Here is a 19283-nt window from a genome sequence, read left to right as displayed (position 1 = left end):
GCCGGGTCAGCGGGTCTCAGGGTCGATCTGGGCGACGAGGGAGAAGATGCAGACGGCGAACATGAGCCCCGCGTAGCCGGCGAGCACCGCGCGGGTCGAGGTCGTGAAGGTCGCCTCGACGCGGGCGATCAGCTCGGGCGCCACCCGGCTCGGGTCGGCGCCGACGGCACGCCCCCACGCGAGCAGCAGCGACTCCGCCTCGGTCACCTGCGGGTCGACCGGGTCGTCGCCGCCGTCGCGCAGCACCCCTTCGAAGAACGCGGTCGGGTAGGGCGCCGGCACGGCACGGGAGAGCGCGAGCGAGAAGAGCGTCACCGCCCGTTCGCCGACGAGGGCCTCGAGCTCGTCCTTCACGTCGAACCAGCGCACGTAGGACTCGAACACCGTGACGTTGTTCAGCAGCGCCCGGTCGAGGGCGTTCAACGGACCGGGGTGGTCGTCGCCGAACCGGTTCGCCGCGGCTCGGGCGTCGGCCGACAGCTCGTCATCGGACGGAACGGGGAGGAAGCCCATGCCGTCAGCCTAGGGCTCGACGCGGGCCCGTCGGCGGAGCTACGCGGCCAATCGCCCCTCGGCGGCGGGAAGCAGCGGGACGTCGTCGAAGACCCCGGCCCGGATCGCCTGGAACACCTCGACCGCGGCCTGCGCCAGGCGCCCGTGACTTCCCATGCCCCGCCGGCGCGCCATCCGATCGTCGTGGATCGCGACCTCCGCGGAGTCGGCGATGCGTGCCCCGAGCGAGCGAGCCCAGGCGGCCGTCATCTCGGCGACGAGCGGATCGTGCGACTCGATGCGCACCTGTTCGCCGCGGCTGAAGGGGCGGGTGCGCACGAGGGCACGTGCGATCAGCCCCGCACCGAGGTACGACACCACCTTCTCGTCGCTCACCCAGCCGGGGACGCCGAGCACGTCGTCCTGGTCGATCAGGATCAGCTCGTCGAGGTGCTGACCGCTGTCCCGCCAGGCGACCCGGTCGCGCGGGGCGAACCCGTTCGTGTCAGGCCCGACCGCGTCCACGATGCCCACGATGAATCCGCGACCGCGACGCGTCGGACGCAGCCGGAGCCGCCCGATCGTCGGACGGGGGACCAGGGTGGGCCGAATCATCCGCGAGTCACTCAGATTGGTAGACATACACCGGTCATAACACGAGGTGAGGACACCCTATTCCCGGCGTCACGACCGCATTCGGGCCCCGCGCGGCGGCTAGAAGATCTTGCCCGGATTGAGGATGTTCGCAGGATCGAACACTCGCTTGATCTGCCGGTGCAACTCGAACGAGTCGTCGCCGAGTTCGTCGCGCAGCCAGCGCTTCTTGAGGATGCCGACGCCGTGCTCGCCGGTGAGCGTTCCCCCCAGCCGCAGGCAGTCGAGGAACATCTCGTCGGCCGCGGCCCAGACGTGCTCGGGCACCTCGACATGGCCGTCGACCTCGGGCGCGCTGAAGACGAAGTTGGGATGCAGGTTGCCGTCGCCGGCGTGCGCGACGGTGGGGATCGGGATGCCGTACTTCGCCGAGATCCGCTCGATCGAGGCGAACATCGCCGGGAGGGCGCTGCGCGGCACCGCGACGTCTTCGATGAGCACCGTGCCGAGGGCTTCCAGCGACGGGTGGAAGGCCCGGCGGATGTCGAAGAGCCGCGTCGACTCCTCGGCATCTTCGGTCAGCACGACGGTGCCGCCGAGCGACCGGATGACGGCGGCGATCGAAGCCGCCTCCTCGGCCGCACCGACCCCGTCGGTCTGGGCGAGCATGACGGCACCGGACCCGAGCTCGACGCCGAGGTGGGCGGAGATCTGACGCACCGCCGACGCGTCGAGGATCTCCATGATCGCGGGCGTCGTTCCGCTGGCGCTCACTACGCTCGAGGCGCGTGCGGCCTGCTCCACCGTGGCGAACTCCGCCTTCACGGTGACTGCGGTGCCCTTCGGCAGTGCCCGCAGCCGCAGCGTCGCCTCGACGATGACGCCGAGGGTCCCCTCGGATCCGATCATGAGCGCGGTGAGGTCGTACCCGGTGACGCCCTTCACCGTGCGGTGTCCGACCTCGATCAGTCGACCGTCGGCGAGCACGACCTTCAGGCCGAGCACCGCTTCGCGCGTCACGCCGTACTTCACGCAGAGCAACCCGCCCGCGTTCGTCGCGATGTTGCCGCCGATCGTCGAGATCGCGCGACTGGCCGGGTCCGGCGCCCACCACAGCCCGCGCTCGAGCAACGCGGCGTTGAGGTCGGCGTTGATGACTCCGGGTTCGACGACCGCGAGTTCGTCGTCGAGCGACACCTCGAGGATGCGGGTCATCGCGCGGGTGCTGAGCACGATCTCCCCCACGCCGCCGATCGCACCGCCGGCGAGGCCGGTGCCCGCCCCGCGTGGGACGACCGGGATACCGTGGGCGTTCGCGAAGCGGAGCGTCGCCTGCACGTCGGCGATGTCGCGGGCTTCGACGACGGCGAGCGGGAACGTCGCCGCGACGTGGCCCGACTTGTCGGCGCGTGCCTCGTTCAGCGCGGCCTCGTCGGTGCGCAGCGCGTCGCCGAGTTCGGCTCTCAGCCCGTCGAGGGACGCCAGCGGATGCCGGGCCTCCATGGTCATGTCGACAGCGTAATCGCGTCGGTCGTGTCCGATTCCCGCTGACGACGGTCCCTGGCCCGTGCGAACCTGGGCAGATGGATCCCCGATTCGCGGAGGCGCAGTTCGCCGAGCGCTACGGGGCGCTCGCCTCGCGTGACGCCCGCTTCGACGGCCAGTTCATCGCCGGCGTGCACACCACGGGGATCTACTGCCGACCGAGCTGCCCGGCGATGACGCCGAAGCCCGGCAACGTGTCGTTCTACCGCACCGCCGCCGCGGCCCACGAGGCGGGGCTCCGGGCCTGCAAGCGCTGCCAGCCGGATGCCGTGCCCGGGTCCCCGGACTGGAACCTCCGCGACGACCTCGCCTCCCGCGCCATGCGTCTCGTGCACGACGGCGTCGTCGAGCGCGAGGGAGTGCCGGGGCTGGCGGCGCGCCTCGGCTACACGCCGCGCCACGTGACCCGCGTGCTGACGGCCGAACTCGGCGCGGGCCCGCTCGCCCTCGCCCGGGCCCACCGCGCGCAGACGGCCCGCACCCTGCTCGCCGCCACCGACCTGCCGGTCACCGACATCGCGTTCGCCGCCGGCTTCGGCTCGCTGCGCCAGTTCAACGACACGATCGCCGCCGTCTACCGGGCCACGCCGACCGAGCTGCGCACCCTCGCACGGCGCGGCTCGCCCACCGCGACCCACGCGGGCACGATCACACTCCGGTTGCCCGCCCGCGCCCCGTTCGACGGAGCCGGCCTCTTCCGGTTCTTCGCCGACCACGGCATCCGCGGGTTCGAGGAGGGCGACGACACCCGATTCGCGCGGTCGCTGCGGCTGCCGGGCGGTCGCGCCGAGATCGAGGTGACGCTCGCCGGCACCGGGGTGCAACTCACCGCGCGACTCGCGGCGTTGTCGGACCTGCCGGCCCTCACGGCGCGGGTGCGGCGGATGTTCGACCTCGACGCGGACTCGGTCGCCATCGACACCCACCTCGCCCGGGACCCCGACCTCGCCCCGCTCGTCGCGGCCGTGCCCGGCATCCGGATCGCGGGCAGCGCCGACCCGGAGGAGGCCCTGTTCCGCACGCTCGTCGGACAGCAGGTCTCCGTCGCCGCAGCGCGCACCGTGCTCGGTCGGATCGTCGAGCACTTCGGCGACTTCCCGACCGCGGCGCAGCTCGCCGAACGCGGCGACGAGGTGCTGCGCGGACCGTCGGCGAGAGTCGCCGCGATCCGCAGGGTCGCCGAGGTGGTGGCCCGCGGTGAGCTGCCCCTCCACCCCGCGACGCCGGTCGCCGAGCTGCGGGAGCGTCTGCTCGCCCTCCCCGGCGTCGGGCCCTGGACGACCGAGTACCTGGCGATGCGGGCGCTCGGGCACCCCGATGCGTTCCCCGGCACCGACCTCGTGCTGAAGCAGTCCGCGAGCGCCCTCGGGATCACCCCGTCGCCCCGCGCTTTCTGGGCGCCCTGGCGGTCCTACGCGGCCCTGCACCTGTGGAGAGCCCGTCCGCTTCGCGTTCCCGCAGGGTGAGCCGGGCGTAGAGTTTCGGCGATGCTCGTCTCCGTCGTGATCCCCGCGCGCAACGACGCGGAGATGCTGGAGCGCTGTCTCGCCTCCCTCGCCGCGCAGAGCCGCCGCCCTGACGAGATCGTCGTCGTCGACAACGGGTCGACCGACCGCACGCGGGCCGTCGCCGAAGCCGCGGGCGCCCGTGTCGTGTGGGAACCGATCGCGGGGATTCCGCGCGCCTCCTCCGCCGGGTTCGATGCCGCACGCGGCGGCCTGATCGCCCGGATCGACGCCGACTCGGTGTGCCCGCCCGGATGGCTGGCGAGCGTGATCGCGCGGTTCGACGGCGATCCCGCCCTCTCGGTCGTCTCCGGTTCGGGCGACTTCTACGACGCCGGTCCGATCACCCGTCGCCTCGGCAAGTCGTGGTGGGTCGGCGGTCTCTACTGGTCGATGACGATCTACCTCGGCCATCCGCCGATCTTCGGCTCCAACTTCGCGATGCGGCGGGAGGTGTGGACGGAGATCGGTCCGGAGGTGCACCGCGAGGAGCGCGACATCCACGACGATCTCGACCTGAGCCTGCACGTCAAACCGTGGATGACGGTGCGCTACGACCGCGACCTGGTCGTCGGCATCTCGGCGCGGCCGTTCGCCACCTGGTCGGGATTCACCCGGCGGTTGTCGTGGATCGTCCCGACGCTGCGCAACCACTGGCCGGAGGACTCGCCCTGGGCGCGGCGGGCGGCTCGGCGTCGCTACCTCGAGGAGCAGCGCGAAGCGGTCGCCTAACCGGCGGACCGGAACAGCTCGACCATGTCCCGCGTGAGCTGGTGCGGGGCGGTCTCGCACGGGCTGTGGCCGGTCGGGTAGACGACCAGACGCGCTCCGATCCGCTCGGCCAGCCAGGCGTGGAGCTCGGTCGGCCAGAGATCGTGGGACCCGACGGCGACCAGCTTGGGGATCGGCGAGGCGGCCACCGCGTCTCGCAGATCGGGCGCGCGCTTCATCAAGCGGATGATGTCCTCCATGCTGCGCCGACTCGTGAAGTCGAACCGCATCCGCACGAACTCCAGCCGCAGCGGTGGCACGTGGTTCTTGTTGGTGCGGATGCCCCAGGTCATCAGCGCGGCCCCGATCCGCCCGCCCGCGAGGAACGTGAACGGTCCCAGGCCGCGCACCCCGCGGAAGCCGTTGCCCGGCTCCGGAGGCGTGGCGAGGAGGGTGAGGCTGCGGACGAGGTCGGGGCGCTTCACGAGGACCAGTTGCGCGATCGTTCCGGCGAACGAGTACCCGAGCAGGTGGGCGGGTGCGCCGCCCTCCAGGAACGCGACGAGGTCGTCCACGAAGAGGTCGTAGTCGAAACGGCGTCCGCGCGGCGGTCCGGCCGCACCCGACTGGTACTGGCCCGCCATGTCGAAGGTCTGCACGTAGTACCCCGCGGCGGCGAGCAACGGGAGCATGAGGACGAAGTCCTCCTTCGATCCCGAGACTCCCGGAACGAGCACGACGCGCGGCCGCGTCGGATCCCCGAGGGAGACCACGGCGAGGCTCCCGCTCGGAGCCTCGAAGACGGAGGACACCGAGCCCGGTGCCGGGATCGTCCAATCGCGGTCGCCGAGCGCACGATCGAGACGCTCGGCCTCGTCGACGGGTTCGCCCGAGACCTGCTGGTGATGGTCGAACACCCCGTCAGGATAGTGGGCGGTTCCCGCCGCGGAAACGCCGGGACGCCCGCCCGCTGGGAGGGCGGGCGCCCCGAACTCTGTGGGTCAGCGACTCTGTGGGTCAGCGACTCTGTGGGTCAGCGACTCCGCGGTCAGCGGCCCGTCGCGTCCGGCGCACGGTCGACGTCGCCGCGCCAGGCACCGGTCTCGTAGCCCTGGGACTCGACGAGGTCCTTGAACCTCGTCAGGTCGCGGGAGACCTGCAGGTCGTCGACCTGAAGCAAGGCGCCGACGTTCTCGACCACGCCCTCCGGCTCCCAGTCGAGTTGCAGCGTCACCCGCGTCTGGGCGTCGGCCACGCGGTAGAAGCTCACGACGCCGGCCTGCTCCGGGCCGCTCGTGCTCTTCCAGGCGACGCGCTCATCGGGGTGCTGCTCGGTGATCTCCGCGTCGAACTCGCGGTCGACGCCACCCACCGAGACCTTCCAGTGCAGGTGGGTGTCATCGACCTGCGTGATCGACTCGACGCCGCCCATGAAGTGCGGGAAGTCCTCGAACTGGGTCCACTGGTTGTACGCGACGCTGATCGGGACGTCGACGTCGATGCTCTTCTCGATGGTGGTCATGCGTCCCACACTCCCCCGCACCCAGCACGATCGGCAGCGGGTTGACAAGACCCGCGAGCTGACGCATCGTGCCCCCTAGCATCTGGGCATGGCGACTGGCGAGACCGAGGACGAACGCATCGCGCGCAACTGGGACGAGATCCTCCAGGAGCTGCGGGTCACCCAGACCGGCACGCAGATCCTTCTCGGCTTCCTCCTGACCATTCCCTTCCAGCCGGCGTTCACCGATCTGGGTCCCGCCCAGGTCGGGGTCTACCTCACCCTCGTGGTGACGGCGGCCCTCGCCACGATCCTCGCGCTCTCGCCCGTCGCCCTGCATCGCGCGCTCTTCCGGCGCGGCGCGAAGCCGGAGATCGTGCGCGCGGCCCACATCCTGTTGCGCCTCGCGCTCGCGGCGATCGCGCTCACCCTCGGCGGCACCGTCTTCCTCATCTTCGACGTCGTGGTCGACCATTCGGCCGCGCTCATCGCGGGCGGGGCGACGCTGGCGCTCACGGTGGCGCTGTGGATCGTGCTCCCCGTCGCGCTGCGCGGATCTCCCGAATGACCGGCACGGAGCGCACCCCCGTCCGCTGGCAGATGGCGGTGCGCCGCGCCTGGCACGGGTTCATGCGCCACGACGGCATCGACTCCGCCGCCGCGCTGACCTTCTTCGCGCTGCTCGCGCTGCTGCCCGGATCGCTCGCTCTCGTGTCGGTGTTCGCGATCCTCGACGACCGCGACCGCGCCGTCGACGATCTGGCCGCCGTGCTCGACACCGTGCTTCCCGACCAGGCCACCCGCGATCTCGAGGGTCTGCTGCGCGAACTGCTGAGTCTGAACAACCCGTACGTCGCGCTGACGATCGCGCTCCTCCTGCTGATCTGGACGACATCCGGATACGCGACCGCGTTCGGGCGCGCCACGAACAAGGTCTTCGAGGTCGAGGAGGGTCGCCCGTTCTGGGCCTTCCGCGGACGGATGATCCTCGTGGCGCTGCTGCTCGACCTGCTCGGCGCGATCGTCATCACCGTGCTCTTCGGGCCGGGCGACTGGCCCGTCTGGGCGGTGCTGCGCTGGCCGGTGCTCCTGGCGTTCGCGGTGCTCTTCGTCGCCGTGCTCTACACCTTCACCCCGAACGTCGTGCGGCCGCAGCGGCGCTGGGTGAGCGTCGGGTCGAGCTTCGCCATCCTGTTCTGGATCGTCGTGACCGGCGGGGTCGCGCTCTACGCGGTCTTCGTCGACCACGGCGCGGTGTACGGCTCGCTCGGCGGTGTGATCGTCGGACTGCTGTGGCTCTACGCGACCAACGCCGCCCTCGTCGCGGGCGTCGAACTCGACGCCGAGATCACGCGGCTGCAGCAGATCGCCGAGGGCGAGGACGTCGCGCGCTCGCTCGACCTTCCGGTGCGCGACACCCGGCGCATCCGGATGCTGCGTCGTCAGCGCAACGCCGACATCGCGGCGGCTCGGGAGCTGCAGAACGACGCGAAGGGCCGAGCCGCGCGCGGCGGGCGCGGCTAGGGCTGCGTCGCGATCGGCGACGACAGCGAGGGCTCCTCGCCGAGCAGGAGCCCGCCGTTGGAGTTGGCGCCCATCGTCATCGCCTCGAGCCAGTCCCGCCGCAGCTCGATCGGCTTGCTGCCGTAGTACTTGAAGAACAGCGGCACATTCGGGCCGATCCAGGCGGCACTGCGCCCGTCGCCGACGGCCGGGTCGTCGCGCCAGTTGAGGAAGAACCCCTCGCCCCGGCGGAGCTTCGTCGCCACGACCGCCTGCAGGTGCGCCATCGCCCGGTCGTCGAGTTCGATCTCCGCCTTCATGTTCCCGTAGAGGATCTTGCCCATGATGTCTCCCAGCTCCTGGAGATCATTATGACCGGCCCGCGGGCTAGCTCGATGCGCCCGAGACGGCAACCCCTTCAGCTCCGCGCCCGGCCCACGTAGACCGGAAGGCATGACCACCACGACCGACCGCAATCCGCTGACCCGCTACCCGAGCGACGACTTCCCCCGTCAGGAGCAGCCGCAGCCCGGACTGACCTCGGCGACCGATCCGGCTCCCGACCACGGTGAGGCGACCTATGTCGGCACCGGACGCCTCTCGGGCATGAGGGCTCTGATCACCGGCGGCGATTCGGGGATCGGTCGCGCCGTCGCCATCGCCTACGCGCGCGAGGGCGCCGACGTCGCGATCTCCTACCTTCCCGACGAAGAGGAGGATGCCGCGGACACCGCGCGCTGGATCGAGCAGGCCGGGCGCATCGCGTTGCGACTGCCCGGCGACGTGCGCGACGAGCAGCAGTGCACCGACCTCGTGCAGCAGGTCGTCGACGGACTCGGGGGGATCGACATCCTCGTCCTCAACGCCGCGTATCAGCAGAACCGCGACGACGGGCTCGAGAACATCCCGTCGGAGGAGATCTCCCGCGTCTTCGAGACGAACCTGTACGCCCCGATGTGGACCGCCCGCGCGGCGATCCCGCACCTGAAGCCGGGGTCGTCGATCATCACCACCTCCTCCATCCAGGGCTTCAACCCGTCGCCCGAGCTCATCGACTACGCGATGACCAAAGCAGCGCAGGTCGCGATGACGAAGGCCCTCGCGCAGCAGTTGGGCCCGAAGGGCATCCGCGTCAACGCCGTCGCCCCCGGCCCGATCTGGACCCCGCTCATCCCGGCGACGTCGTGGCCGGACAAGGTGGAGACGTTCGGGCAGGACACCCCGCTCGGGCGAGCCGGGCAGCCCGCCGAACTGGCCCACGCGTACGTCTTCCTCGCCGACCCGCAGAACTCCTACATGTCGGGCGCGATCGTGCCCGTCACCGGCGGCAAGGGGCTGTAGATGCCGGCGAGCCGGGGATCGAACTCGGGATGTCGGGCTACTCGGGTCGGCGCACGGCCGACCCGATTTCGACGCTGAGGAACCACTGAGCGTTGTAGCGTCTGAACATGTCGTTCATCACGCGCGGATTCACCGGTCGCGGTCGCGAGCGCGACCCTCGGCTTCCCCCCGGGCAGTCCCTCGTCGAAGACTGGCCCGTGCTGTCGGCGGGACCGACGCCCGACGTGCCGACCGAGGAGTGGTCGTTCTCGATCCGCACCGAGAACGGCGTCACGAAATGGACCTGGGACGAGTTGCTCGCGCTCGGGGTCGAGGACGTGACCGTCGACATCCACTGCGTCACGCACTGGACGAAACTCGACATGGACTGGCGCGGGGTGAGCCTCGACCGCCTGTTCGAGAACGTCGAGACCAGCGCCGACTACGTGATGGTGCACAGCTTCGGCGGCTACACGACGAACCTCGCGCTCGAGGACCTGCTCGACGGCAAGGCGTGGGTGGCGACGGAGGCCGAGGGTGAGCCGCTCGACCCCGAGCACGGCGGCCCGGCCCGGCTGCTCGTGCCTGCACTGTACTTCTGGAAGAGCGCGAAGTGGGTGCGCGGGCTCGTCATGATGGAGGACGACGAGCCGGGCTTCTGGGAGCAGAACGGCTACCACATGCACGGCGACCCCTGGACCGAAGAGCGCTACTGGTGACCCGCCGGTGGTGACCCGCATCCGACCCGCCTGGCTCACCGGCACCGTCACCGAGATCCTCGACGAGACGCCGACCGCCAAGCGGATCGTGCTCGACGTGCCCGGCTGGCCGGGCAACGACGCCGGATCGCATCTCGACATCCGGCTGACCGCCCCCGACGGCTACCAGGCGAGCCGGTCGTACTCGATCGCGTCGTACGGTCCCTCCTCGCGCGTCGTGCTGGCCGTCGACACGATCCCCACCGGCGAGGTCTCGCCGTTCCTCACGCAGGAGCTGCGCGTCGGCGATCCGCTCGAGGTGCACGGCCCGCTGGGCGCGTACTTCGTCTGGAAGCCGCAGGGGTTCGGCGCGACGACCGGCGCCGTGCAGCTGATCGGCGGCGGGTCGGGCATCGTGCCGCTCATCGCGATCGCCGAGTCGGCTGCGGAGGCGGGGCGGATGGCGGACTTCCGCCTGCTGTCGAGCGTGCGCACCCCCGTCGACCAGTTCTTCGACGCCGAGCTCACCGCGCTGGCGGCATCGGGTCTGCGGGTCGACCGCGTCTACACCCGGTCGGCTCCGGACGGCTGGCCGAGCACCCCCGGACGTCTGACGAAGGACACGCTCGCGTTCGCGATCCCCGACCCCGCGACCCTGGAGCGCACCTACGTCTGCGGTCCCACGCCGTTCGTCGAAGCCGTCGCCTCGTGGCTCATCGAACTCGGCCACCAGCCGGGGACGATTCGCACCGAGCGGTTCGGCGGCGCATAGTCGAATCCGTTGGTTGAGCAACCGGCGGAAGCGGCTACGACGCCTTCGTCTTCGCGGCCGGCTTCTTCTTCGCGGCCGGCTTGGACTCCTCGGCACCGCCGCGCTTCTGCTCCACCGAGCGGCGCAGCGCCTCCATCAGGTCGAGCACCTCGCCGCCCTCCTCGGTCTCGCGCCCGAAGGTCGCCTCGGTGTCGTAGGCGTCGCCGGCATCCAGCTTCGCCTCGATGAGGGTCTTCAACTGCTCCTGGTAGTCGTCGGTGAACTTCTCGGGCTCGAAGTCGCTCGCGAACGAATCGACGAGCGCGCGCGACATCTTCAGCTCCGCGGCCGAGATGCTGGGGGTCTCGTCGAGTTCCGGGAACCGGGCCTCCCGCACCTCGTCCTCCCAGAGCAGCGACTGGAGCACGAGGATGTCGTCCTTCACCCGCAGCGCCGCGAGGCGGGTCTTCTGCCGGAGCGCGAACTTCACGATCGCGGTGCGGTCGGAGTCCTCGAGCGTGCGTCGCAGCAGCACGTAGGCCTTCGTCGACTTCGAGTCGGGGGCGAGGTAGTACGGCTTGCCGAACATGATCGGGTCGATCTGGTGGGTCGGCACGAACTCGACGACGTCGATGTCCTTGCTGCGCTCGACCGGGAGCGAGGCGAAATCCTCGTCGGTGAGGATGACGGTCTGCTCACCGTCGACGTACGCCTTCGCGATGTGCTCGTAGGTGACCTCCGTGCCGTCGATCTCGCACACGCGCTTGTAGCGGATGCGCCCGCCGTCTTCGTCGTGCACCTGATGCAGGGCGGCGTCGTGATCCTCGGTGGCGGAGTACAACTTCACGGGCACGTTGACGAGCCCGAAGCTGAGGGAACCCTTCCAGATGGAGCGCATGCGCTCATCCTTCCGTTCTTGAACGTCTTTTTCGACACTCTTGCGCGCAACTAGCTTGGGGCTATGGCGCAGAAGACCGAGCAGATCGTGAGCGTGGGCGGACACCGCCTGAAACTCACGAACCTCGAGAAGGTGCTCTACCCCGAGACCGGCACCACGAAGGCCGAGGTGCTCGACTACTACACCCGGGTCGCCGACGTGCTCATCCCGCACGCCCGCAATCGCCCGGTGACCCGCAAGCGCTGGGTCGAGGGCGTCGGCACGGACGCGAAACCGGGCACGGTGTTCTTCGAGAAGAATCTGCCCGACTCGGCCCCGACCTGGATCCCGCGGCGTGAGATCCAGCATTCCGACCACGTGAACAGCTACCCGCTCGTGAACGACCTCGCGACGCTGGCGTGGATGGCGCAGCAGGCGAGCCTGGAGCTGCACGTGCCGCAGTGGAGATTTGGCAAAGGGGGTGCGCGGCAGAATCCCGACCGCCTGGTGCTCGACCTCGACCCCGGGGACGGCGCGGGGCTGCCCGAATGCGTCGAGGTCGCGAAACTCGTGCGCGGCATCCTCACCGGGATGGGGCTCGAGGCGTTCCCGGTGACCTCGGGGTCGAAGGGCATCCACCTCTACGCCCCGCTCGACGGCGAACAGACCTCCGAGGAGGTCTCGGCCGTCGCCCACGAGCTCGCGCGGCTGCTCGAAGCCGACCATCCCGATCTCGTCGTCAGCGACATGAAGAAGACGCTGCGCGCCGGCAAGGTGCTGCTCGACTGGAGCCAGAACAACGGCAACAAGACGACGATCGTTCCCTACTCGTTGAGGGGACGGATGCGCCCGACCGTCGCGGCCCCCCGCACTTGGCGCGAACTGCTCGCTCCGGGGCTGCGGCAGCTCGAGATGCACGAGGTGCTGGAACGGGTGGCGACCACGGGCGATCCGGCGGCCGACCTCGAGCGCGAGATCTGGCACTCCACGGAGGCCGCCGAGAAACTGGCCGAGTACCGCTCGATGCGCGACGGGGCGAAGACCCCGGAGCCGATGGGCGGTGCGGTGAGTGCGACGGGCAACTCGTTCGTCATCCAGGAGCATCACGCGACCGCGCTGCACTACGACTTCCGGCTCGAACGCGACGGGGTGCTCGTCTCCTGGGCGGTGCCCAAGGGGGTGCCGACCGAAGCCGGGAAGAACCACCTCGCGGTGCACACCGAGGATCACCCGCTCGAGTACGGCCAGTTCGAGGGCGAGATCCCGAAAGGCGAGTACGGCGCCGGGACGGTGACGATCTGGGACCGCGGCTTGTACGACCTCGAGAAGTGGCGCGACGACGAGGTGATCGTCACGATCCACGGCGAGAAGCACGGGTCGCGCCGGCTGGCCCTCATCCAGACGGAGAAGGGGACCGACAAGGCCCCGGGCAAGAACTGGCTGCTGCACCTGATGAAGGATCAGCAGCCCGTCGACTGGGACGACCCCGACAGCATCGCCGCGTCGAAGGCTCGCAGCGCCTCCGGGTCGTGGAAGAAGATCGGCACCGAGCCGCGGCGCGGGCTCAAACGCGGCAAGTCGGTCGTCGGCGGGCGCATCAACGCCGCGGGCACCGTGCACCCGATGCTCGCGACCCCCTCGAAGCTCGACACCTTTCCACGCGATGACGACTGGGTCTACGAGATGAAGTGGGACGGCTATCGGGCGATCGCGACCGTGCGCGCCGGTGAGGTGGGCCTCCGCTCCCGCAACGGACTCGACTTCACCGCGACCTATCCCGAACTGCAGCAGCTCGCCGACGCGGCCGAGGGCGACGTCGTGCTCGACGGCGAGATCGTTGCGCTCGACCGGGAGGGCCGCCCGTCGTTCGGACTGCTGCAGACCCGATCGGGACTCACCGCCCCACGGGATGTGGAGCGGGCACGGAAGGTCCAGGGCGTCGAGTTCTTCGTGTTCGACATCCTCGACCGCGACGGCGTCTCGCTCGCCTCGAGGCCCTACCGCGAGCGCCGCGCCCTGCTGCGCGAGGCCGTGCGGGATGCGGGCGTGGTGCGCGTCCCCCCGGACGCCGGGACCGACCTCGACGCCGCCGTTGCGACGAGCCGTCGGCTCGGTCTCGAAGGGGTGATCGCGAAGCGGACATCCTCTCCGTACCGGCTCGGACGGCGGTCGCGCGACTGGTTGAAGATCAAGCACACGCTCACGCAGGAGGTCGTCGTCGCCGGCTGGCGTCCGGGCAACGGGGCGCGCGCCGACACCGTCGGATCGCTGCTGGTCGGCATCCCCGGAGCCGACGGCCTCGAGTACGTGGGGCGGGTCGGCAGCGGGTTCACCGACGACCAGCTCGGCGACCTCCGCGCGAGACTCGACAGGATGGCGCGCGAGACGTCGCCGCTGATCGGCGTGCCGCCCGCCGACGCGCGGGATGCCCACTGGGTGACGCCGAAACTCGTCGGTGAAGTCGAGTACGCCGAGGTCACCGCCGACGGGAAGCTGCGCGCGCCGACCTGGCGCGGCTGGCGGCCCGACAAGACACCCGGGGATGTCGTGCGGGAGACCTGACCCTCAGTACAGGAAGAAGATCGGCGCCCAGTCGGGATTGCGAGCGTGCACGATCGCCAGGAACACGAGCGCGTCGAACAGCAGGTGCACCGCGAGCACGTAGCCGAGCGACCTCGTCTTCGCGAACAGGTAGCCCTGCAGCAGCGCGAACGGGATCGTCAGCAGCGGTCCCCACTCCCGGTAGCCGAGCTCCCAGAGGAACGACACGAAGATTACCATCGTCAGCAGGTTCGCCTGCCAGAGCGGGAAGTGCCGCCGCAGCAGCGTGAGCACCGTGCAGATGAAGAACAGTTCGTCCCAGGTGCCGACCGCGTTGACGCCGACGAAGAACCGCAGCAACTCGCCCCCGTCTTCCAGCGGCGGCCAGTTGAGGTAGGCGCCCGAGCGGATGAAGTAGAACGGCAGGATCAGGTAGCCCAGCAGCGGTACCGCCACCAGGTAGCCGATCTCGAGGCGCGACTTCTTCTCGCGCGACCGCCAGGGAAAGCGGATCACCTGCCGCCGGTAGAGGAACCGGTCGAGCACGAACGGCACCGCGACCGCGAGCGAGAGCACGATGCCGATCCGGATGAACGAGGGCCAGGAGACATCCGCTTCGACGCTCGTCGTCGCGACGATGCCGATGCCGACCCCGATGAGCACGAGATCCTTGCCCAGCTCGCGGTCGACGAGCATCGCCGCGATGAGCGACGCCGCCAGCAACGGGATGCCGACCGCGTGCTGGATCGGCGTGTCGAACAACCCGAAGAGCACGAACGCCGAGAGGGAGACTCCGGCGGCGGGGATGAGGGACGGTGATCGGACCACCGTTCTGAAGGGGACGATGATCGGGGCTCCTCCCGTCACCGTTCTGGTGACCCGTTTCACGCTACACGCGAGAAGGCGCCGGAGTCTCGATCGACTCCGGCGCCTCACGGTGCGATGCGCCTCAGCCGCGCGTCGCGACCGTCTCCGCCGGCTCTGTGGTCACCGGCGAACCGTCGCGGCCGGCCCGCCCGCGCAGCCGGATCGCGATGATGACGAAGACGACGGTGAGGATCACCGGGATCGCGATCCGCAGCACCTGGGCGAGGCCGGTGCCGTCGTCGATGTCGGACTGGATGGCGGTCCCGCCGACGATGTTCCAGGTGGCGAACAGTGCTGACGCGAAGGCGCCCGCGTAGATCGTCCCGGTCTTGTGGAAGAAGTAGGTCGACAGCAGGCCGACCACGAACAGCACCGGGATGAACGGGTAGCCGAAGATCGCCATCAGTCCCTCACCGGGAAGTCCGAGAGCTCCGGTGGCGAACATCGGGATGTAGACGATCGCCTCCAGCACCACGAAGCCGAGCGGGAGCACGATGGCGTTCGCCAGCATCTCCGACCGGACGGTCGACGGCCGCCCCGTCCAACGCTGCGCATTGTGCATCGTGTAGCCGAGAAGCAGGAAGAACAGCGTGAACGGCACCATGTAGATCAGGTAGAGCGAGAGCCGTGCCACGCTCATCTCCTGGAACTGGAGGAGGTAGACCCGGAAGTCGGTCGTGAACAGCCAGTTCGACAGCACGACCAGCAGGTACGCCGCCCCGACGCTCATCAGCGCCAGCAGCGCACCCTTGCCGACGACCGACCAGCGGAAGCCGTCGGGAGTTCCCAGACCCTGCTCGGCGACGGTGAGCTTCGCCGCGGACCCGCGGCGACGCTGAATCGCACGCACCACGAGCATGATCGCCAGACCGATGATGCCGTTGAGCACCGCCCACACCGCGAAGGCCGTCGCATACGTCTGGCCGAAGATCGGACCGGCCGGAATCCACAGAGGGCCCCACTTGGTGAACCAGAAGTAGGTCAGCGCGGGGATGGCGGTCGCGACGGCCGCGCCGACGAACCACGGGACCCCCCAGCGGTTGCCGGCAGCCCGCGGGACCGGGACGCGCATCGCCGAGAAGAACGGCGTGGCGAGCAGCAGTCCGCCGACCGCGAAGATCGCCAGGATGCCGCCGACCATCGCGATCAGGGTGCCGGCCTCCTTCACCCACCAGACCTGGGCGGGCGCCTCACGCCCGCCGTCGAGCGTCTGGGCGAACCACTCGATGATGTGCTGGGTGGTGTCGAGGTCGTGCGTGGTTCCCGGGTGATTGGTCAGCGGATTGGCGAGCATCCGTGCCGTGCCGTCGTCGAACGAACCGTAGACCTCGTCGACGACGATCGTGTCGTCGGTGCTGAAGAATGCCTGAAGTGCCTCGCTGTCGGCGATCTGACGCGGCGGGGCGCCCCAGAAGGCTTCGGCGAACTCCGACCACTGACCCATGACCACGAGCGTGTTGCGGGGGAAGTCAGGCGCGGCCGCCGGGCCGGGGCTCGAATCGAGCAGCACCATCGCCTGGTAGCCGTCGGGGTAGGCGGCCGCGGCCGCCGAGATGGCGTACCCGCCGAGCGAGTGCCCGGTCAGGCCGATGTTGTCCTGGTCGACGATCGCCAGCGAGCGAAGGTACGCGAGGGAGGCGGGTCCGCCGAACTCCCCTGAGAACGCGGGGTTGTCACTGCGGCCGTGGCCCGGCTGGTCGATGGCCAGAACGACGTAGCCGCGTCGTGACAGCTCGATCGCCGCGGCATCCTGGGTCTCCCGCGAGTTGCCGAAGCCGTGGACCGCGAGGATGCCGGGGGCCGGATTCTCGGCGTTCGCCGTCGAGGGCACGTAGAGGAGACCGGAGATCATCTGCCCGTTCGCATCGGGGAACAAGGTGTCGCGCACGTCGACCGACCCACCGTCGGTCTGCGCGAGGGCGGCGATGGTTCCACCGCCGAGGACGAGGGCGAGCGCGATGACGAGCATCCCCCACATCCTGCTGATGCCTCCCATGGTCTTCATCGGATGTCCAACTCCTTCGTTGTGAGCGTCCCGGGCCCCGAGCATGAGGCGGCGCGACGAGCGCCGGTTTCCGAGTACGCCTCAGATGCTAGGGAGGCTCGTCAGAAGGTGAGCATCGTTCCGACCAGATTGCACGGATGTGCACGACCGAGAGCCTCATCGGTTTCACAGTGCGAACAGTTCGACGCAAACGCACCGAACGCTGCACGGAAGCTTCAGCGAGCGAGTCTGTCGCGGCGTCTCACTGCGGCGCGTCTCGCAGCGTGGGCAGATCGATCACGCCGGTCGGGGCGACGAGGCCGGAGAGGCGCTCGGGCGAGAGCACCTTGCGCACCTCCTCGGCGGTCATCAGGCCCTGCTCGAGCACCAGCTCGAGGATCGAGGCGTGCGTCGTGAGGGCCGTGTGCGCGAGGCTCGCGGCAGCGGCGTAGCCGATGTACGGCGTCAGCGCCGTCACCACTCCGACGCTCGACCCGACCTGCTCCTCGAGACGTTCGAGGTTCGCCTCGATGCCGTCGACGCAGTTCACCCGCAGGGTCTTGCAGGCGTTCGTCATCCAGACCAGCGACTGCAGGATGCTGTGCGCGATCACCGGCTCGAAGGCGTTCAACTGCAACTGCCCGCCTTCCGCCGCGGCGGTGACCGTGGCATCCGCGCCGATGACGCTGAACGCGACCTGGTTCACGACCTCGGGGATGACGGGGTTCACCTTGCCGGGCATGATCGACGACCCGGCCTGACGGGCGGGCAGGAAGATCTCCCCGAACCCCGCCTGCGGCCCCGACGACAGCAGCCGCAGGTCGTTGCAGATCTTCGAGAGCTTCACCGCGGCGCGCTTGAGGGTTCCCGAGACGGTCATGAAGATGCCGGCGTCGGAGGTGGCTTCGATGAGGTTCGGCGCCGTCTCCTGCGGCAGCCCGGTGAGGTCTTCGAGGTGCTGACGCACCGCCTCGGCGTAACGGGGGTCGGCGGTGATGCCGGTGCCGATCGCGGTGGCCCCCATGTTGATCTCGTTGAGCCACGGGATGACTTCGGAGAGTCGATCGAAGTCCTCGGTGAGGGTGTGCGCGAACCCGCTGAACTCCTGGCCGAGCGTCATGGGTACGGCATCCTGCAGCTGCGTTCGTCCCACCTTGAGCACGTTCGCGAACTCCCGGCCCTTGGCCGCGAACGCCTCGGTCAGCAACCGGTGCTCGGCGAGCAGCTTCTGGATGCCGAACACCATCGCCAGCTTGATCGCCGTCGGATAGACGTCGTTCGTCGACTGCGAGCGGTTGACGTCGTCGATCGGGCTGAGGTGCTGGTAGTCGCCGAACGCGTGCCCCATCGCCTCGAGACCGGCGTTCGCGATCACCTCGTTGGCGTTCATGTTGGTGCTCGTCCCGGCCCCGCCCTGGATGACGCCGACGACGAACTGGTCGTGCAGCTCGCCGGCGGCGATGCGCGCGCAGACCGCGTCGATCACGTCGGCCTTCGCGGGATCGAGCACGCCGATCTGCTTGTTCGCGCGCGCCGACGCCTGCTTGACGAGGGCGAGCGCGCGGATGAGCGCCGGGTAGTTCCAGATCGCCCGGCGGGAGATCGGGAAGTTGACGAGCGCCCGCGCGGTATGGATGCCCCAGTAGACGTCGGCCGGGATCTCCATCGACCCCAGCGAGTCGCGCTCGGTGCGGGTGGGTCCGTCTCCGGCGAGGATCTTCGAAGCCGGTTCGGGTCCGGTGGTCCGCGGGACGGGCGTCGATGCCTGCATGGGAGCGAGCCTACGCGCGCGGTCCGCTCGGGACGAGGGCGCTCACCGCGACGAGGCCGCTCACCGCGAAAGGGTGCGACCCGAAGGGGGAGCCCCCGAAGCGGGGAATGGTCACCTGGTTCCTCCCGCCCTAATGTCGGCAGCAGTCGCGGAGGGGTTCGCGACGGAAAAGGGTCGGATTCCATGCACTCGTCGCGAGTGCTGGGCGTGGTCGCGCTGGTCGCCATCCTCGTCGCAGCGGTGAGCTTCGCGGTCGTCGATGTCACCATCGCCGACGGCTGCGCGGGCACCCCCTGCAACAACGGCATCCCGATCGTCGCGATCACCTTCGCGTCGCTCGGCGGGCTGGCCGCGCTGGTGAGCGTCATCCCGGCCGTGAGCTGGTTGGTCGAAGCGATCCGCACCGCCCGGCACGCGAGCCACGAGGACGACGAGTCGCTCGCTCGCGCCGCCCGAGTGCGCCCCGTGCGCGTCGAGGACGAGGGCTGATGCCGCCCCTGACGCCGGGCTCGCACTGCCTGGGCAAGGGGTGCGATCACGACTCCGCCCGCACGGCGGCGGTCGCGCATCCGGCCGCCGCCGTGCGGGGTCGTCGGGTCCGCGGCGGGAAGCACGTGCGCAGC

The 19283-nt window shown here is 69.9% G+C and carries 19 protein-coding genes; 9 read left to right on the top strand and 10 right to left on the bottom strand.

What is annotated here, in order from left to right; translation table 11 throughout:
• Positions 1 to 6 precede the first annotated feature (6 nt).
• From ACILQS_RS06185 to ACILQS_RS06175, 3 genes are all read right to left on the bottom strand, one after another.
• Entirely contained in the window at positions 7 to 513 is a 507-nt protein-coding gene (locus ACILQS_RS06185; RefSeq protein WP_395639241.1) for a hypothetical protein, read from the bottom strand.
• Between the two features lie 39 nt (positions 514 to 552).
• Positions 553 to 1107 (bottom strand): hypothetical protein, encoded by a 555-nt coding sequence (locus ACILQS_RS06180; protein ID WP_395639240.1) that lies wholly within the window; start codon positions 1105 to 1107, stop codon positions 553 to 555.
• A 99-nt stretch (positions 1108 to 1206) separates the two neighbouring features.
• A complete protein-coding gene (locus ACILQS_RS06175; protein ID WP_395639239.1) occupies positions 1207 to 2595 on the bottom strand; it encodes an FAD-binding oxidoreductase in 1389 nt (462 codons plus the stop codon).
• Between the two features lie 74 nt (positions 2596 to 2669).
• Between ACILQS_RS06175 and ACILQS_RS06170 the strand changes: the two genes are divergently transcribed.
• Positions 2670 to 4097 (top strand): DNA-3-methyladenine glycosylase 2 family protein, encoded by a 1428-nt coding sequence (locus ACILQS_RS06170; RefSeq protein ID WP_395639238.1) that lies wholly within the window; start codon positions 2670 to 2672, stop codon positions 4095 to 4097.
• Positions 4098 to 4118: 21 nt separating this feature from the next.
• The gene (locus tag ACILQS_RS06165; RefSeq protein ID WP_395639237.1) at positions 4119 to 4868 is read left to right on the top strand and encodes a glycosyltransferase family 2 protein; all 750 of its coding nucleotides are present in this window, start codon (positions 4119 to 4121) and stop codon (positions 4866 to 4868) included.
• Here the strand turns inward: ACILQS_RS06165 and ACILQS_RS06160 are convergent.
• Positions 4865 to 5764: an alpha/beta fold hydrolase gene (locus ACILQS_RS06160; protein ID WP_395639236.1), complete on the bottom strand. Its 900-nt coding sequence runs from the start codon at positions 5762 to 5764 to the stop codon at positions 4865 to 4867. The two genes, ACILQS_RS06165 and ACILQS_RS06160, sit on opposite strands and share 4 nt — an antisense overlap.
• A gap of 131 nt (positions 5765 to 5895) precedes the next feature.
• Positions 5896 to 6369, bottom strand: coding sequence for an SRPBCC family protein (locus ACILQS_RS06155; protein ID WP_395639235.1), 474 nt, complete (start codon positions 6367 to 6369; stop codon positions 5896 to 5898).
• An 88-nt stretch (positions 6370 to 6457) separates the two neighbouring features.
• Between ACILQS_RS06155 and ACILQS_RS06150 the strand changes: the two genes are divergently transcribed.
• Positions 6458 to 6916: a DUF6328 family protein gene (locus tag ACILQS_RS06150; protein WP_395639234.1), complete on the top strand. Its 459-nt coding sequence runs from the start codon at positions 6458 to 6460 to the stop codon at positions 6914 to 6916.
• Positions 6913 to 7872: a YihY/virulence factor BrkB family protein gene (locus ACILQS_RS06145; RefSeq protein WP_395639233.1), complete on the top strand. Its 960-nt coding sequence runs from the start codon at positions 6913 to 6915 to the stop codon at positions 7870 to 7872. Before ACILQS_RS06150 ends, ACILQS_RS06145 begins: the two co-directional genes overlap by 4 nt.
• Here ACILQS_RS06145 and ACILQS_RS06140 read toward each other — a convergent pair.
• The gene (locus ACILQS_RS06140; RefSeq protein WP_395639232.1) at positions 7869 to 8195 is read right to left on the bottom strand and encodes an ATP-dependent DNA ligase; all 327 of its coding nucleotides are present in this window, start codon (positions 8193 to 8195) and stop codon (positions 7869 to 7871) included. The genes ACILQS_RS06145 and ACILQS_RS06140 overlap by 4 nt on opposite strands.
• 109 nt (positions 8196 to 8304) lie before the next feature.
• Here ACILQS_RS06140 and ACILQS_RS06135 point away from each other — a divergent pair, with 109 nt between their 5' ends.
• The 3 genes from ACILQS_RS06135 (at position 8305) to ACILQS_RS06125 (ending at position 10641) form a co-directional block, all read left to right on the top strand.
• Complete coding sequence (locus tag ACILQS_RS06135) at positions 8305 to 9192, top strand: SDR family oxidoreductase (protein ID WP_395639231.1); 888 nt, start codon at positions 8305 to 8307, stop codon at positions 9190 to 9192.
• A 107-nt stretch (positions 9193 to 9299) separates the two neighbouring features.
• The gene (locus tag ACILQS_RS06130) at positions 9300 to 9890 is read left to right on the top strand and encodes a molybdopterin-dependent oxidoreductase (RefSeq protein ID WP_395639230.1); all 591 of its coding nucleotides are present in this window, start codon (positions 9300 to 9302) and stop codon (positions 9888 to 9890) included.
• 7 nt (positions 9891 to 9897) lie between these two features.
• Positions 9898 to 10641 carry an FAD-binding oxidoreductase gene (locus ACILQS_RS06125; RefSeq protein ID WP_395639229.1) on the top strand — a complete coding sequence of 248 codons (744 nt, stop codon included), beginning with the start codon at positions 9898 to 9900 and terminating at the stop codon, positions 10639 to 10641.
• A 34-nt stretch (positions 10642 to 10675) separates the two neighbouring features.
• On the opposite strand, the gene ACILQS_RS06120 is transcribed toward ACILQS_RS06125, so the two are convergent.
• A complete protein-coding gene (locus ACILQS_RS06120) occupies positions 10676 to 11518 on the bottom strand; it encodes a Ku protein (RefSeq protein WP_395639228.1) in 843 nt (280 codons plus the stop codon).
• Between the two features lie 63 nt (positions 11519 to 11581).
• Between ACILQS_RS06120 and ACILQS_RS06115 the strand changes: the two genes are divergently transcribed.
• Positions 11582 to 14059, top strand: a complete 2478-nt coding sequence (locus ACILQS_RS06115; RefSeq protein WP_395639227.1) for an ATP-dependent DNA ligase — start codon at positions 11582 to 11584, stop codon at positions 14057 to 14059.
• Positions 14060 to 14062: 3 nt separating this feature from the next.
• On the opposite strand, the gene ACILQS_RS06110 is transcribed toward ACILQS_RS06115, so the two are convergent.
• From ACILQS_RS06110 to ACILQS_RS06100, 3 genes are all read right to left on the bottom strand, one after another.
• The gene (locus tag ACILQS_RS06110) at positions 14063 to 14866 is read right to left on the bottom strand and encodes a CPBP family intramembrane glutamic endopeptidase (RefSeq protein WP_395639226.1); all 804 of its coding nucleotides are present in this window, start codon (positions 14864 to 14866) and stop codon (positions 14063 to 14065) included.
• A 121-nt stretch (positions 14867 to 14987) separates the two neighbouring features.
• Positions 14988 to 16910 (bottom strand): alpha/beta hydrolase family protein, encoded by a 1923-nt coding sequence (locus tag ACILQS_RS06105; RefSeq protein WP_395639225.1) that lies wholly within the window; start codon positions 16908 to 16910, stop codon positions 14988 to 14990.
• 241 nt (positions 16911 to 17151) lie between these two features.
• Positions 17152 to 18660, bottom strand: a complete 1509-nt coding sequence (locus ACILQS_RS06100; protein WP_395639224.1) for an aspartate ammonia-lyase — start codon at positions 18658 to 18660, stop codon at positions 17152 to 17154.
• Positions 18661 to 18843: 183 nt separating this feature from the next.
• Between ACILQS_RS06100 and ACILQS_RS06095 the strand changes: the two genes are divergently transcribed.
• Positions 18844 to 19149, top strand: a complete 306-nt coding sequence (locus ACILQS_RS06095) for a hypothetical protein (protein WP_395639223.1) — start codon at positions 18844 to 18846, stop codon at positions 19147 to 19149.
• Positions 19150 to 19283: the final 134 nt, after the last annotated feature.

Origin of the sequence: Pseudolysinimonas sp. (assembly GCF_044239695.1) — a bacterium.
GTDB lineage: Bacteria > Actinomycetota > Actinomycetes > Actinomycetales > Microbacteriaceae > Pseudolysinimonas_A.
Note: the sequence above shows the minus strand (reverse complement) of the source record. Positions and strands in the feature narration are given on the sequence as shown.